This window comes from Hyphomonas sp., assembly GCF_022844445.1.
Classification (GTDB): Bacteria; Pseudomonadota; Alphaproteobacteria; order Caulobacterales; family Hyphomonadaceae; genus Hyphomonas.
In genome coordinates, this window is the sequence record NZ_JALHLS010000001.1 from 363,368 (window position 1) to 378,237 (window position 14,870).

The window sequence follows — 14,870 nt, forward strand, 5'->3', positions numbered from 1 at the left end:
CAGAGCGCCTAGTTGGCGCGCATCGTGGCGAGGACCCGGCCCATGCCGGCTTCCTGGACGACGAGGACGCAGCCGGACTCGCAGGCCGGCAACTCGATCTCTGCCTTGCCGCCGAGCCATGGGCCGATCTGGCGGACACTCGTGACCGGGTTGGGCATCTTGGTTTTGTTGTCGTCGGCATCGAGATAGGCGACCCACCAGATGTCGGCGAGGCCATCCGGCTGACCGGTGAGTACGACGCGCTTGCCGGTGCGCTGAAGGCGCACATCGGTGGGTTCGGCCATTTCGGCTTTCATCATCGCGGCGCCGACCTTGGCGGGCTTGTTGCCCGCAGCCTGCTCAAGGCCGTTATAGACCGTCTGCGGCGTATAGGGCCCACGCATGGAGAAATGATCGATATAGGCGCGCTGGCGGTCTTTGGACTCCGGGAGGGCCATCTTTTCCTTGCCGCCCAGATAGTCCCAATAATCAACCGCCCAGGTCAGCACGATCACGTCCTTACCCCGTTCGACTTCGACCTGTTTCATCGTCTTGTAGGCTGCGGGGCACGCGCGGCAGTTCTTGGAGGCGAACAGCTCGACCAGCATCGGGCCTTCCGCATGCACAGGTGCAGCGAGGCCGAACAGGAACGCGAGGGAGACAAGAATCCGGGTCATCGGGGGCGGTTATAAGTGGTCCGGGCCGCCGCGCACAGTCACAGGCACGTGAGAGACTGAGAAAAAGCCCGCCGCAGCCCAACGGCGCGGCAGGCTTTTCCGAATTTACGCTACGTCAGGCGCCAGAACGAGCCAGGTCGCGCAGCACATAGTGCAGCACGCCGCCATGCTTCACGTAGTCGACCTCGATTTCGGTATCGATGCGGCACTTGATCTGGATCGTCTTCACCGTGCCGTCTGCATAGGTGATCTGGCAGGGCACGGTCGACAGCGGGCGGATGTCGTTGCCGAGGCCTTCGATATCGACTGTTTCGGTGCCCTTGAGGCCGAGCGTCTTGCGGTTTTCGCCAGGCATGAACTCGAACGGGATAACGCCCATTCCGACGAGATTCGAGCGGTGGATGCGTTCGAAGCTCTCGGCGATCACGGCCTTCACGCCCAGCAGGTTCGTGCCCTTCGCGGCCCAGTCGCGCGAGGAGCCGGCACCGTATTCGATGCCGCCGAAGATCACGAGCGGTACGCCCTTATCGATCCAGGCCATGGCTGCGTCATAGATCGAGGTCTGCTTGCCGTCCGGGCCGATCGTGTAACCGCCTTCGACGCCCTCCAGCATTTCGTTCTTGATACGGATGTTCGCAAATGTGCCACGCATCATGATTTCATGGTTGCCGCGGCGCGAGCCGTAGGAATTGAAGTCCTTCACCGGCACTTGGCGCTCCGTCAGGTACTTGCCCGCTGGGCTGTTGGCTTTGAACGAGCCGGCCGGCGAAATGTGGTCGGTGGTGATCATGTCGCCGAGCACGGCCAGCACACGCGCGCCCTTGATGGGGGTGATGTCGCCCTTCTGGGGAGACATGCCCTGGAAGTAGGGCGGGTTCTGGATGTAGGTCGAGGATACCGGCCAGTCATAGGTTTCGGCATCGGTCGTCTGCACGCCCTGCCATTTGGTGTCGCCCTTAAAGACGTCCGCATACTTCGAGATGAACATCTCGCGCGTGACGACGCGGTGCACCATGTCGGCAATTTCCTTAGTCGTCGGCCAGATGTCTTTCAGGTAAACCGGCGCGCCATCCTTCGAGGTGGCGATCGGGTCCTTTGTGATGTCAATGTTCATGTCGCCCGCAATGGCATAGGCGACAACCAGCGGCGGGGAGGCAAGATAGTTTGCGCGCACGTCCGGGCTGATCCGGCCTTCGAAGTTGCGGTTGCCCGAGAGGACCGAGACGGCGACGAGGTCGTTCTCGTTGATCGACTTCGAGATTTCCGGGTCGAGCGGACCGGAGTTGCCGATACAGGTGGTGCAGCCATAGCCGACCAGGTTGAAGCCGAGGGCGTCGAGGTCTTCCTGCAGACCGGCGGCATTCAGGTATTCGGAGACGACCTGCGAGCCGGGCGCCAGCGAGGTCTTCACCCAGGGCTTGCGGGTCAGGCCAAGGGCGCGCGCCTTGCGGGCGACGAGACCGGCGCCGATCAGCACATAGGGGTTCGAGGTATTGGTGCAGGAGGTGATCGACGCGATCACGACCGAGCCATCGCGCAGCGTCCAGTCACGGCCTTCGACCTTCGCGAAGCTCGGGCCTGGATGATCGCCGGGGATCGTCTTCGGCGCGGGCGGGCCGCCCTCTTCGGTCATCTCCGACTTTTGCTGTTCCGGGACTTTGGCGGGCTTGCGCACGCCGTCGATATACTCGCCGAAGATGCGCGCGGCGGCGTCGAGGGCCACGTGGTCCTGCGGGCGTTTCGGGCCGGAAATGGCAGGCACCACATCGCCGAGATCGAGGCTCAGCGTCGAGGAATAGACAGGCGCATAGTCGGCGCCGCGCCAGAAGCCGTTCGCCTTGGCATAGGTCTCGACCAGCGCGATGCGGGCCTCGTCACGGCCGGTCTGGCGGAGGTAACGCAGCGTCTCGTCATCAATCGGAAAGAAGCCGCAGGTGGCGCCGTACTCTGGAGCCATGTTGGCGATGGTGGCCCGGTCGGCGAGCGGCATATTGTCGAGGCCGTGGCCGTAGAATTCGACGAACTTGTTCACGACGCCGTGCTTGCGCAGCATCTGCACGACCTTCAGCACGAGGTCGGTGGCCGTTACGCCTTCCTTCAGCGCGCCGGTGATCTTGAAGCCGACAACTTCCGGGATCAGCATCGAGACCGGCTGGCCGAGCATTGCGGCCTCCGCCTCGATCCCACCGACGCCCCAGCCGAGCACCGCGAGGCCGTTGACCATGGTGGTGTGCGAGTCGGTGCCGACCAGCGTATCCGGATAGGCAATGATCGAACCATCCGTGTCCGTATCGGTCCAGACCGTCTGGGCGAGGTATTCGAGGTTCACCTGGTGGCAGATGCCAGTGCCCGGCGGCACCACGCGGAAATTGTTGAACGCCTTCTGGCCCCACTTGAGGAAGGTGTAGCGCTCCATGTTGCGCTCGTACTCAAGGTCGACGTTGGCCTGAAAGGCGCGCGGAGTGCCAAACTCGTCGATCATCACTGAGTGGTCGATCACGAGGTCGACGGGGACCAGCGGGTTGATTTTTTTCGCATTGCCCTTGAGCGCCTTGATACCATCGCGCATGGCGGCGAGGTCGACCACGGCGGGCACGCCCGTGAAGTCCTGCATCAGCACGCGGGCTGGACGGTAGGCGATCTCGCGGGGGTTCTGGCCGCCCTGGTCCGCCCAGGTACCGAAGGCGCGGATGTCATCCGGGGTCACCGTCAGACCATCTTCGAAGCGCAGCATGTTCTCGAGCAACACCTTCAGCGAGGCCGGAAGGCGGGAGACATCGCCCAGACCGGCCGATTTCGCCGCCGCAGCCAGCGAATAATAAGTGTAGGTCTTGCCCGCGGCGGTGAGCGTGCTTTTCGATTTGAAGCTGTCTTTTGACGCCATGAGTGGACATTGCCTCCTGTCATGCGGGCGCCCAACACAGAACCGGGGCGAACCGCCTTGATATGCTGGGGGTCTCTTATAGTCCTCGCCTCTCGCGCGCAATTGGCTGTTGGACCGCACCCGCGCAACAAGGCCGCGTTTGCGGCAGCGGCGGAACCGGCTATCCCTGAGATGATGGATCCTCAGGCAGCGCCCCTCCTCTCGGCCTCCGGCCTCGGCATGATCCGGGGCGAGCGGGTGCTGTTCCGCGAGGTGAACCTCGCCGTACGGACAGGCGAGGCGCTGGTGCTGCGCGGCGCCAATGGCACCGGCAAAACAACGCTGCTGCGCATCCTTGCGGGCCTCACCCGCCCCGAAGCGGGCCGTGTTGCGCGCCGCGAGGCCCATCACTGGGTCGGCCACCGCGAGGGGCTTAAACCGCAGGAGACCCCGCGCGAGCATCTGAAACTCTGGGCGCAGGCCTGGGGGACGAACGTGGCAACTGATTCGGTCCTCACCCGGATGGGCCTTAACCGGCCCGCCGACGTGGCCGGGCGCTACCTTTCCGCCGGCCAGCGCCGGCGCACGGCGCTCGCCCGCCTGCTACTGGAGGACCGGCCGGTCTGGCTGCTGGATGAACCGTACACGGCGCTTGACGCTGAGGGCCGCGCGCTGGTCGATGCGCTGATCGCGGAGCACAGGTCCAGGGGCGGGTCGGTGATCGCGGCGATCCACGGTGAAGCAGGCTTTGCGGCCAGCGGGGAGCTGACACTGTGAGCGCTGCGCCGATCCTTGCCGCCTTCCGCCAATCCCTCGGCGAAGCCTGGGCGGGCGGCGCCGGGGCGCTGTTGCCGCTGGGATTCCTCGGCGGGGCCGCCGTGCTCGTGCCCCTCGGCATCGGCAGCGACGGGGACACGCTGAAGGCGGTCGGCCCCGGGATCATCTGGGTGGCCCTGGCGCTGGCGAGCCTCGTTACCCTCGAGCGCATCTTCCAGGCGGACGCTGAGGACGGCACTCTGGACCTCTGGCTGCAGGCCGGCGCGCCGGTTTCGGCCATCGCGGCAGCAAAGACGCTGGCGCACTGGCTGTCGGCCGGCCTGCCGCTCGCCCTATTCTCACCCTTGCTGGCGCTGATGTTTCAGGCCGAGGCAAGCCTCGCCCTCCTTTCCCATGTCGCCCTCTACGCCCTCGGCAGCCTCGCCTTCTTTTTCTGGGGCGGGGTCGGCGCAGCGCTTTCCGCCACCGTGCGCCGGGGCGGCCTGCTGATCTCGCTGATCGCCCTGCCCCTGTTCGTGCCGACCGCGATTTTCGGGGCCATAGCAATGAGCGGCGGGCCGGGTTCTTCCGGCGCCCCGCTGTTCCTGGCCGCGTCCACCCTGTTCGCCTGCGCTGTTGCGCCCTATGCGATGGCGGCAGCGCTACGCTTGGCGGCAGACTGAGGGGGCGCTAGGTCATCAGCCATGTGGTCTTACTTCGCCAACCCCCACAAGTTCCTGCGCCTGTCGGACTGGCTGGCCCCGCTCTTCTATGCGCTTAGCGCTGTCTGCATCTTCTATGGCCTCTGGCAGGGGCTTTGGGTTGTGCCGAAGGACGAGTACCAGGGCGGCGACATCATGCGCGTCATGTTCGTGCACGTACCTGCCGCCTGGCTTGCCATGGCGAGCTATTCCGCCCTCGCGATTGCCAGCTTCGTCTGGTTCGTGTGGCGGCATGAACTTGCCGACATCGCCGCCAAGGCCATCGCCCCGCTGGGGGCGACCTGGACAGCGCTGTGCCTCGCCACCGGCTCGATCTGGGGAAAGCCGACCTGGGGAACCTGGTGGCAGTGGGACGATCCGCGGATGATGTCCGTATTGTTCCTGTTCTTCCTCTTCCTCGGCTATATGGCCCTGCGCGCCGCAATGGATACGCGCCAGAAAGCCGCCCGCGCCGGCGCGATCCTCGCCATGGTGGGCGCGATCAATGTGCCGTTGATCAAGTTCTCGGTGGACCTCTTTACCTCGCTGCACCAGGACGCGAGCGTCATCACCGCCGACGGCCCAAAGATGGCCGCTGTCTACCTCACGCCCCTTCTCATCAGCGCCCTCGGCCATTCTTTGCTTTTCGGTGGCCTGGTCATGACCAGCATGCGGACGGAAATCCGGGAGCGGCGCATTGCGCGCCTGCGCGCCAGAGAGCTGGAGGCGTTCTGACCATGCCTGAGTTCGACAAGAATGCCGCGTATATCTGGGCTTGCTACGCAGTCGGCGCGCTGCTGATCCTCGGCCTCACGCTGCAGGTCGTGCTGGCGGCGCGGGCTGCGCGCAAGCGGCTCGAGAAGCTTTCCCCAGAGGAGGACGGCCAGTGAACCGCTGGATCTTCGCCCTGCCGGTTGCTGCGCTGCTTCTGTTCGGCCTGCTAGGCGCCTGGCGGATGCTGAACCCGGAAAAGGGCGATTTTGCCCGCGTCTCCCGCGCCGCTCCGGAATTTGTCTTTGAACTGAAGGAGGGCGGCGAGATCTCCTTCGCCCCTCCCCCAGGCGGGGAAACGGTCGCGGTGAACCTCTTTGCCAGCTGGTGCGCACCCTGCGAGGCCGAGCACAAATATCTGATAGAGCTCAGCAAGACCCACCCGGACCAGCTGGTCGGCATTCTCTATAAGGACAAGACCGAGAAAGGCGAAGCCTTCCTCGAGCGTCTCGGCAATCCGTTCACCCACGTGGCGCTGGACCCCGAGGGCCGGGGCGGACTGGATTTCGGGCTCACCGGCGTGCCGGAGACTTTCGTGATTTCCGGCGAGGGCGAGATCCTGCTCCATATCAGCGGGCCGCTGGACGAAGCTTCTCTCCAAAAAGTAAGCGAGGCGCTCGGGGCGCCTCGCTCGTAGTCCTGCTTCGTCTGGAGACGGATCTTATTTCTTTTTCTTGGCCGGAGCCTTTTTCGCAGCGGCTTTCTTGGCCGGCGCCTTCTTGGCTTTCGGTGCCGGGGCTTCGGCGCTGTCGGCGACGAGGCCGGTCAGGCCCTGGATCAGTGCCTCCTGCTTGGCTTTCGCCAGCGTTGCGAAGAGGGCGGCGTCTGCTTTCACGACGGCCGGAAGGGCCTTGTCATGGGCTTTCTTGCCTTTCGGCGTAAGGGAGACCGACTTGGCGCGAGCGTCGGTTTTCGAATCCGAACGCTTGATCATGCCGCCGGCTTCCATGCGGGCGACCATGTCGGCGAGAGTGGAGCGGTCGATGCCGGTGGCATTGACAAGATCGGACTGGCTGACACCTTCATTGCCGGAGAGGGCAGAAAGCACCGAGAACTGACGAAGCGTCAGGCCAGCCGACTTCAGGGCGGCGGCCGAGTGGTTCGCAGCGATCTGCTGGGCGCGGTGGAGGAGGTGGCTGGGCGAGTTGTTGAGGTTGAAGGCCATGGTGTGGTTTCCGTTTTGCTAAGGATGGGGTTGGGTGAGAGACGAGATAGATTAAACAGGGACAATCCACTTGGTGGGGCGTTATCAACAGCCCCGTAGGCGGATCAATCGCATTCTCCATACAGGCGACAGGATAAAGATTGGATGACTGATCAATTGCCAACTCCTTTCCAGCATGAAGATTTTCGGCTGGCGATTCCGGAAGGGGATGACAGGGTACGGCGTATCTGTAATCGCTGCAACTTCGTCGACTACGTGAACCCGAAGATCGTCACCGGCTCGGTGGTGACGCAGGGTGACCTAATCCTCATCTGCAAACGCGCCATCGAACCACGCAAGGGCTTCTGGACCCTTCCCGCAGGTTTCATGGAAGAGGGCGAGAGCGTCGAGGACGGGGCCCGACGCGAAGCGCGCGAAGAGGCGTGTGCGGACATCGAGATCGACCGGCTGCTCGCGGTTTACTCCGTCCCCCGCATCGCACAGGTCCAGATCATGTTCCGGGCACGGCTCTTGTCGGATATTGCTCCGGGTCCGGAGAGCCTCGAAGTGAAGCTCGTCCATTGGTCGGATATCCCGTGGTCGGAGCTTGCTTTCCCGACCGTGGTCTGGGCGCTGACCCATTTCGCGCAGTCGCGCAACAAGGATGTGTTCGCGCCCTTCGCCAATCCGCCGGGCACGGATAGGCTGACGCGATAATGCCCGCCAAATGCACAATACTCATCCTCAGTGACACCTGAGGATGAGATGGTCTTGCCGCAAGATCAGGCCGCTGCCGTCTCTGTCTTAGGCTCGCGCAGATGCTTCAACGTGTACGGCGTATTCGCCGCGCCGAAGATCAACACGATCACCATGTTGCCGAGCTTCCAGTTGGCCCACACGTCCTCGGCGTCTTTTGCGCCGAATGTCAGCCCAAGGAATTCGTACGTGCCGGCGGGCGCGACCGGAATGCCTGCCATCACGAGCGGCGCATCAAAACCTGGCGCGAAGGTGCGCCAGAGATATTCGTTCCAGATCGCCATTGCGATGAAGAAGAAACCCCAGCGGATAGCCAGCGTGCGCCAGGCGAAATCCGGCAAATCGAACACTTTCGAGAAAAGCGACTTCCAGACGTTCCGCCCGAATAACAGCGGAATGAAGATGATCCCCGCCATGAAGAGCTGCTGGATGGTCGGCTTCACATAGATAAAGGCCTTCTCCTGAAGAAGGATGCCGATCAGGCCGAAGCCGCCGACAATGGCGGAAGAGAAAAGCATCATCTGCGACACCGGCTCGCGCATCACCAGCTGGCGCGCCAGGAAGCCGAGCATGAGTGCGAGGAGCACACCCGTCGCCCAGAAGATCGCGGTATCCTTGTTGATCAGCCCGTCCATCAGGTCGACACGCCGGAAGATATTGTAGACCAGCACGAAGGCAATCACGGGCACGAAGTCCCCCCACAGCTGGTTCGCCTTGCCGGCGGCCGTGCCTATGCCGTTTTCGGATTTCACTGTCTCGTTCATGCCGTTTCCTACGCAGATGCGGGCCCGTTGGTTCAACCGGGCCTGTCTGTCACGGATGGCGCCGGCGTTCCAGACCTGCGCGTCAGGCGGCCGCCTGCATCAGGACGAGCCCGGCCGCCAGCGTGGACGCCGCCACCACACGCCGCCGCCCGAAGCCTTCCTTCAGAAGCCAGGCCCCCAATGCCGCTGCGAACACTACAGATGTCTCGCGCAGCGCGGTAACCATCGCCGCGTCCGTCAGTGTATAGGCATAGATCGCGAGGCCATAGGAAATAGACCCCGCCACGCCGCCGATGATGCCATTGCGCAGTTCCGGCCTCAGACTCTCGATCAAACGTCCCCTGCGCTGCCAGACCAGCACGGCTGTAACCCCGATCCAGTCCAGCAGGAACAACCAGACGATGAACGTCAAAGGCGTCTCCATCGCGCGTGCGGCGCGCGTATCGGCCACGGCATAGAGCCCCACGCCCACCGCCGTCATCATCGCCCAGAACAAGGCCGAGCGGTCGAGCCTTCGCCCGTCCGCCGTGCCGGATGTCGGCAGCGCAAACACAAGGATGGACAGGCTCGCCACCACCAGACCGGCTGTCTGCCAGGCGGACAAGTCTTCCTTCAGCCAGATCGCGGCGAGCACCGCCGTCGCCAGCGGACCCAGCCCGCGCATCACCGGGAAGACAAGCGACAGCGCGCCCCGGTGAAGCGCGCGGATGGCGCAGAACTGGTAGAGCCAGTGCACCGCCATCGAAAGGAAGATCAGCCCCCAGGTGCCTGCTGGCGGCAGCGGAACAAAAGGTGCCAACGGCACCACCATCAGACCCATGACCATTGCCACAATGGCACGCGTCGTCAGCACGTCCCCGCCCCGCTTCACCATGACATTCGTCACGGCCACGGTCAGCGCCGATATCAGGCAAAGCGCAACGGGAAGGATTTCCGGCCCCATGGCGCCTGCGCATAGGCGGCTTTTACGCGTCCGGGAAGTGGCGCCGTTGCGCACAGAAGGAACCATCCGTGCCGGGCGGCGTTAGCGCCGTTCCAGGAGCAGCCGATACATCTGCAGGGGGCTGACATTCATGCGCAGGGGCATTCTGCTCTGGCGCATCGGGGTGCCGATCACCGTCATTATTCTCCTGCTGCTGAACTTCTGAGGGCAGCGCCATGTCGGTACCTACGCTACCTGCGACCTCACCCGTCCCACCACCCCGCGCTGGGAAGGCTCCGTGGTCAGCTGGTCGGCCGTGTTTGCCGGCGCCTTCGTTGTGGCCTTCGCGGCAGTGTATCGCGGGCGGGAGCGCGGCGGAATCGAGGATACGGTGGTAACGCCCCAGAGCGAGACGGGCGCCGCGCGCGGAACCGTTCCGGCGGCTCTGCGCGGACCGGTTCTGACGCTCAATTCATGTCGGCGTCGCAGCGTCAGGGTTTGACACCCCCTCCCCTTGAGGCATCCTGCCATCTGGAGGAATTCACCATGGCCACACACGACCTCATAATCCGAAACGGGACGATCATCGACGGCTCGGGCGCGCCGGCCTTCGAAGGCGATGTGGCCGTCTCCGGCGGCGTGATCACCGGCGTGGGCAAGGTGAATGGCAAGGGTATCGAGGAGATCGACGCGCGCGGCCAGACGGTTACGCCGGGCTTCGTGGACCTGCATACCCATTATGACGGCCAGGCCGCCTGGGCGGAGGCGATCAGCCCTTCCTCCCTGCACGGTATCACCACCGCCGTCATGGGCAATTGCGGCGTCGGCTTTGCGCCCTGCAAGCCGGAAGATCATGGTCGCCTGATCCGCCTCATGGAAGGCGTCGAGGACATTCCCTATCCCGTTCTGGAAGAAGGTCTACCATGGGCCTGGGAAAGCTTTCCGGACTATCTGGACTTCCTGTCGAGCCGGAAGTTCGACACCGACATCTGCGCGCAGCTTCCCCATGCTGCCTTGCGCGTCTTCGTGATGGGTGACCGCGGCGCCAACCGCGAGGATGCCACCCCCGACGACATCCGGCTGATGAAACAGCTCGCCAAGGAAGCGGTGATGGCCGGCGCGATGGGCTTCTCCACATCGCGGACACTGAATCACCGCACCTCCGACGGCCAGCCAACACCAACGCTCACCGCCTCGCAGGATGAGCTCACCGGCATCGCCATGGGGCTCGCCGAAGCCGGACGCGGCGTGCTGCAGTTCGTGTCCGACTTCAACGATCCGCAGAAAGAAGCGGCCATGCTCCGCCGCCTCGTCGAGGTCTCGGGCCGGCCGCTGTCGGTTTCCCTCGCTCAGGCAGACGTTGCGCCGGAAGGCTGGCGTTTGCTGCTTGGCGCGATCGAAGCGGCCGCCGCCGAAGGTCTGCCGATCCGCGCCCAGGTCGCCCCCCGCCCGGTCGGCGTGCTCCTCGGCCTCGACCTGACCCTGAACCCGTTCAGTGCCCACCCCGTCTACCAGGCGATTGCCAGTCTTTCGCATGCCGAACGTGTGGCAAGGCTGCACAATCCGGAATTCCGCGCACGCCTGCTCGCCGATGAGCCGCGTACGGACAATCCGTTTCTGAAAGTGATGCTGCGCAGCTTCGGCAAGATCTTCCAGCTGTCGGAACCGGTCGATTATGAGCCCGGCCCCGAGCGTACGCTGGAAGCCATCGCCGCCCGGCGCGGCGTGAAGCCGGAAGAAGCCGCGCTCGACCTGATGCTGGAACGCGATGGCCAAGGCATGCTCTACCTGCCCTTCCTCAACTATTCCCAGGGCTCGCTAGACCCCATCGCCGAGATGATGCAGAGCCCCGCGACCCTTCCCGGCCTTTCCGATGGCGGCGCGCATGTCGGCATGATCTGCGACGGCTCATTCACCACAACGATGCTGACCCATTGGATCCGCGACCGCACGCGCGGGCCAAAACTCACGCCGGAATTCCTCGTCCACAAACAGTCGCGCGCCACGGCCGAATGGATTGGCCTCTGGGACCGCGGCCTGATCGCCCCCGGCATGCGGGCCGACCTCAACGTGATCAACCTTTCCGGCCTGAAGCTGCATTTGCCAGAAGTGATCCGCGACTTGCCCGCGGGCGGCCGACGCCTGATGCAGCGCGCATCGGGGTACACCGCCACCATTCTCAGGGGCGAGATCACCCACCGTGACGGCGCCCCTACCGGCGCCAAACCCGGCCGCCTCGTCCGCGGCAAACAGGAAGCCCCCGGCTCGGCCCTCGCTGCCGAATAATTCTGTAAAGGTCGCTTGACTAGTCAAGCTTCCTTGTCATATAGACAAGGAAACTTGACAGAACGGACCCTGCCATGACCCAGCCCAAAGGCTTTCGCACCGCCAGCCGGCGTTACAAGCTCGTATTCTGGCCCTCGATGGGCGCCTACCTCGCTGTGTTCTTCGCAGGCGTGTATCTGGTCGATCAGGAGACCTCGCCGCTGGCTTTGCGCGCCGGCTTCGCCATCGCCGTCGCCTTGCCGCTCTTCGGCGCGCTCTGGGCCCTGCTTCGGCATGTCAACGAGACCGACGAATACACCCGGATGCGCCAGCTGCAGGCCCTGGCCGAAGGCGGCGTTATCACGACAGCTGCGATCTTCCTTGTCGGTTTGCTCGAAGCCTTCAACGCGATCGCAGACGTGCCGCTGTTTCTGTTCGGCGCCTTTTTTGTTGCCGCCTACGGCCTGGCCTATTGCCGGCGCCAAATGGGCAAGACGGTCTGACCGCCCGTGCAGAACATCATCCGTATCCTGCGTGCCGAACGCGGCTGGAGCCAGCAGGAACTGGCCGACAAGCTGGACGTCTCCCGCCAGTCTGTGAACGCCATCGAAACCGGGAAGTACGACCCCTCCCTGCCCCTCGCTTTTGCAATCGCCCGCCTCTTCGGGCGCAGCATCGAAGATTTGTTCGACGACGGCGCAAGTGTGGCCGAGGCGGCGGAGTGACCGTCAGGCCTTCAGCCCCACCAGCGCCCGCGCAAACGCCGCCGCGCTGAACGGGCGGAGATCTGCCGCCGTCTCGCCGATACCAATGAAGTGGATCGGCAGGTCATGCGCTTCGGCAATAGCCACCAAAACGCCGCCTTTAGCCGTGCCGTCGAGCTTCGTCATCACGAGCCCCGTCACGCCCGCCGTGTGCCGGAACGCCTCGACCTGGCTCAGCGCGTTCTGACCGACTGTCGCATCCAGAACCAGGATAACGTCGTGCGGTGCTTCGGGGTCAATTTTCCTCAGTACCCGGACGATTTTTCCCAGCTCCGCCATCAGCTCGGCCTTGTTCTGGAGGCGCCCGGCGGTGTCCACCAGCACGAGGTCCAGATCTTCGGCCTGCGCACGCTCCACGGCGCCGTAGACAAGCCCCGCCGCATCCGCCCCGTGCGCGCCCGCCATCACCGGAATGCCGCCGCGTTCGCCCCAGACCTTCAGCTGCTCCACCGCCGCCGCGCGGAACGTATCTCCCGCCACCAGCAGAGCCTTCGCGCCCTGGCCCTGCAGCTTCGACGCAATCTTGCCGATCGTTGTCGTTTTGCCCGAGCCGTTGACGCCCACGAACAGCACCACGCGCGGGCGCGGCCCGTCAGAGAAATCGACGACTTTCTCACGCGGCTTCAAGATCGCCTCGATCTCCTCTGCCAGGACACGCCGGATCTCGTCACCGGATACCTCGCGGTCGAACCGGCCCTTGGCGAGGCCCTTGGTCACTCGTTGTGCCACCTTCGCGCCCATGTCGGACGTGATCAGCAGATCTTCGAGTTCCTCCAGTGCCGCAGCATCGAGCTTACGCCGGCCGAGCGCCGCTAGCCCTTCGGTCAGCCGCGCGGTGGAGCGCGCAAGCCCTTCGCCCAGCTTGCCGAACAGGCCCGGGTCATTTGCTTCAGCTTCCGCCGCTGCACGAGCCGCCGCTTCGGCTTCTTCGCGCAGGCGCGCATGTTCGCGTCGATCTTCCAGCAGCTTCAGTTCGGCCGCCGCCTTCGCGCGTACGGACTCGTCTTCGGCCTCCTGCGCCTCGCGCTTCTGGCGCTCCTCCCAGGCGCGGTTTGCTTCGGCTACCTTCGCCTCGATCTCGGCTTTCTCGCGCGCCGCTGCTTCCTGCGCGGCGTGCTCCTCCGCCGAAAGCTCCGGCGCCTGCATCGCGGCGCCCGCGGCCTTCACTTCATCAAGTTTCTTTTTCTTGCCGAACCAGAGGATCATGGGATGTGTGTTCCAAGAAGCTGCTTTCCGTCATGGCCGGTGATTCGTACCGGGAGAATGTGGCCACCATCTCCTGCCGGAGCACTCAGTCGAACAGGCGTGAAATCGGGAAGCCGGGCTGCCAACCCGCGTTCGAGCAGCGCCCCACGGACCTCGCCCACATGCCGGGTGAAATGCTTCGCGAGCGCCACCTCGCCCGCCAGTCGCAGACGCGCCGCGCGTTCTTTCACGAGCGGCTTTGCAACTTGAGGCATCTTCGCCGCCGGCGTGCCGGGGCGCGGGCTATAAGGAAAGGCGTGAAGGAAGGAGAGGCCGCAATCCTCCACAAGGCGCAGCGAGTTCTCGAAATGCGCTTCGGTCTCGGTTGGAAAGCCTGCGATGATGTCGGCGCCCAGCGCGATATCCGGCCGCACGCGCCGCAGCCGTGCCGCCAGCGCGAGGGCCTGCGCGCGCGAATGGCGCCGCTTCATGCGCTTCAGGATCAGATCGTCGCCATGCTGCAGCGAGAGGTGGAGATAGGGTGCGACGCGCCTCTCGCCCATCGCCTCAATCAGCGCCTCGTCCATCTCGATTGCGTCGATCGAGGAAATCCTCAGTTGGCGCAGTTCCGGCACCAGCTTCAGGATACGCAGCACAAGATTGCCGAGTTGCGGCGTACCCGGAAGGTCTGCACCCCAGCTCGTAAGGTCCACGCCGGTCAGAACCACTTCATAGTGCCCCGTCTCGACAAGGCTGCGCACCTGGGCGACCACCTCACCCGCCGGCACCGAGCGCGAGTTTCCGCGCCCGTAAGGAATGATGCAGAAGGTGCAGCGGTGGTCGCAGCCATTCTGGACCTGCACGTAGGCCCGCGCTCGCCCGTCCATCCCGTCGATCAGGTGTACGGCGGTCTCGCGCACGCTCATGATGTCGTTGACGCGGACTTTCTCCTCGCCGCCCAGCAGGCTGACCGGCGCCCAGGTCTCCGCCTGCATCTTCTCGTGATTGCCGATCACGCGGGTCACTTCCGGCATCGCCGCAAACATGTCGGGATCGGTTTGTGCCGCACACCCGGTTACCAGGATCGGTGCGCCTGGATTGTCTTTCGCGGCCCGGCGGATCGCCTGGCGCGCGCCGCGCACCGCTTCGCTCGTCACCGCACAGGTATTTATGATCACGGCGTCGCCCAGCCCTGCCGCCTGCGCATGGCGGCGCATCACCTCGGACTCATAGGTGTTGAGGCGGCATCCGAGGGTAATCACCGTCGGGCCAGAAGGAGGAGCAGTATCCGGCATCTGGCCGTCAGATCGCGCCTATGGCGGA

General features: G+C 64.4%; 16 protein-coding genes. 9 read left to right on the top strand and 7 right to left on the bottom strand.

All coding sequences use genetic code 11. The features are described 5' to 3' along the window. Positions 1-8 precede the first annotated feature (8 nt). Positions 9-656, bottom strand: a complete 648-nt coding sequence (locus Q0C17_RS01960) for a DUF1223 domain-containing protein (protein WP_291200504.1) — start codon at positions 654-656, stop codon at positions 9-11. A gap of 115 nt (positions 657-771) precedes the next feature. Continuing rightward, positions 772-3,540, bottom strand: a complete 2,769-nt coding sequence (gene acnA, locus Q0C17_RS01965; RefSeq protein ID WP_291200506.1) for an aconitate hydratase AcnA — start codon at positions 3,538-3,540, stop codon at positions 772-774. 171 nt (positions 3,541-3,711) lie between these two features. Here acnA and ccmA point away from each other — a divergent pair, with 171 nt between their 5' ends. From ccmA to Q0C17_RS01990, 5 genes are read left to right on the top strand one after another with little or no spacing between them, the layout of a single operon-like run. Then, positions 3,712-4,296, top strand: coding sequence for a heme ABC exporter ATP-binding protein CcmA (gene ccmA, locus Q0C17_RS01970; RefSeq protein WP_291200508.1), 585 nt, complete (start codon positions 3,712-3,714; stop codon positions 4,294-4,296). Then, a complete protein-coding gene (gene ccmB / locus Q0C17_RS01975) occupies positions 4,293-4,958 on the top strand; it encodes a heme exporter protein CcmB (RefSeq protein WP_291200511.1) in 666 nt (221 codons plus the stop codon). Before ccmA ends, ccmB begins: the two co-directional genes overlap by 4 nt. Positions 4,959-4,979: 21 nt before the next feature. After that, positions 4,980-5,711 carry a heme ABC transporter permease CcmC gene (ccmC, locus tag Q0C17_RS01980; RefSeq protein WP_291200514.1) on the top strand — a complete coding sequence of 244 codons (732 nt, stop codon included), beginning with the start codon at positions 4,980-4,982 and terminating at the stop codon, positions 5,709-5,711. A 2-nt stretch (positions 5,712-5,713) separates the two neighbouring features. Next, the gene (gene ccmD / locus Q0C17_RS01985; protein ID WP_291200517.1) at positions 5,714-5,866 is read left to right on the top strand and encodes a heme exporter protein CcmD; all 153 of its coding nucleotides are present in this window, start codon (positions 5,714-5,716) and stop codon (positions 5,864-5,866) included. Further along, positions 5,863-6,384, top strand: coding sequence for a redoxin family protein (locus Q0C17_RS01990; protein WP_291200520.1), 522 nt, complete (start codon positions 5,863-5,865; stop codon positions 6,382-6,384). The genes ccmD and Q0C17_RS01990 overlap by 4 nt, the downstream gene beginning before the upstream one ends. A 24-nt stretch (positions 6,385-6,408) precedes the next feature. Here Q0C17_RS01990 and Q0C17_RS01995 read toward each other — a convergent pair whose 3' ends face one another. After that, complete coding sequence (locus tag Q0C17_RS01995) at positions 6,409-6,912, bottom strand: MarR family transcriptional regulator (protein ID WP_291200523.1); 504 nt, start codon at positions 6,910-6,912, stop codon at positions 6,409-6,411. A gap of 144 nt (positions 6,913-7,056) precedes the next feature. Here Q0C17_RS01995 and Q0C17_RS02000 point away from each other — a divergent pair, with 144 nt between their 5' ends. Beyond that, positions 7,057-7,608 (top strand): NUDIX hydrolase, encoded by a 552-nt coding sequence (locus Q0C17_RS02000; RefSeq protein ID WP_291200526.1) that lies wholly within the window; start codon positions 7,057-7,059, stop codon positions 7,606-7,608. Between the two features lie 65 nt (positions 7,609-7,673). Here the strand turns inward: Q0C17_RS02000 and Q0C17_RS02005 are convergent, their stop codons facing one another. Both Q0C17_RS02005 and Q0C17_RS02010 read right to left on the bottom strand, forming a co-directional pair. After that, entirely contained in the window at positions 7,674-8,411 is a 738-nt protein-coding gene (locus tag Q0C17_RS02005) for a septation protein IspZ (RefSeq protein ID WP_291200529.1), read from the bottom strand. Between the two features lie 82 nt (positions 8,412-8,493). Further along, positions 8,494-9,354 carry a DMT family transporter gene (locus Q0C17_RS02010; protein ID WP_291200532.1) on the bottom strand — a complete coding sequence of 287 codons (861 nt, stop codon included), beginning with the start codon at positions 9,352-9,354 and terminating at the stop codon, positions 8,494-8,496. Between the two features lie 525 nt (positions 9,355-9,879). Between Q0C17_RS02010 and Q0C17_RS02015 the strand changes: the two genes are divergently transcribed. The 3 genes from Q0C17_RS02015 (at position 9,880) to Q0C17_RS02025 (ending at position 12,323) form a co-directional block, all read left to right on the top strand. Next, a complete protein-coding gene (locus Q0C17_RS02015) occupies positions 9,880-11,619 on the top strand; it encodes an amidohydrolase family protein (RefSeq protein WP_291200535.1) in 1,740 nt (579 codons plus the stop codon). A 74-nt stretch (positions 11,620-11,693) separates the two neighbouring features. Beyond that, the gene (locus Q0C17_RS02020) at positions 11,694-12,101 is read left to right on the top strand and encodes a hypothetical protein (RefSeq protein ID WP_291200538.1); all 408 of its coding nucleotides are present in this window, start codon (positions 11,694-11,696) and stop codon (positions 12,099-12,101) included. A 6-nt stretch (positions 12,102-12,107) separates the two neighbouring features. Beyond that, positions 12,108-12,323, top strand: coding sequence for a helix-turn-helix transcriptional regulator (locus Q0C17_RS02025; RefSeq protein WP_291200541.1), 216 nt, complete (start codon positions 12,108-12,110; stop codon positions 12,321-12,323). Positions 12,324-12,326: 3 nt separating this feature from the next. On the opposite strand, the gene ftsY is transcribed toward Q0C17_RS02025, so the two are convergent. Beyond that, positions 12,327-13,568 (bottom strand): signal recognition particle-docking protein FtsY, encoded by a 1,242-nt coding sequence (gene ftsY, locus Q0C17_RS02030; protein WP_291200543.1) that lies wholly within the window; start codon positions 13,566-13,568, stop codon positions 12,327-12,329. Then, positions 13,565-14,842, bottom strand: a complete 1,278-nt coding sequence (mtaB, locus tag Q0C17_RS02035; protein ID WP_291200546.1) for a tRNA (N(6)-L-threonylcarbamoyladenosine(37)-C(2))-methylthiotransferase MtaB — start codon at positions 14,840-14,842, stop codon at positions 13,565-13,567. Before mtaB ends, ftsY begins: the two co-directional genes overlap by 4 nt. Positions 14,843-14,870: the final 28 nt, after the last annotated feature.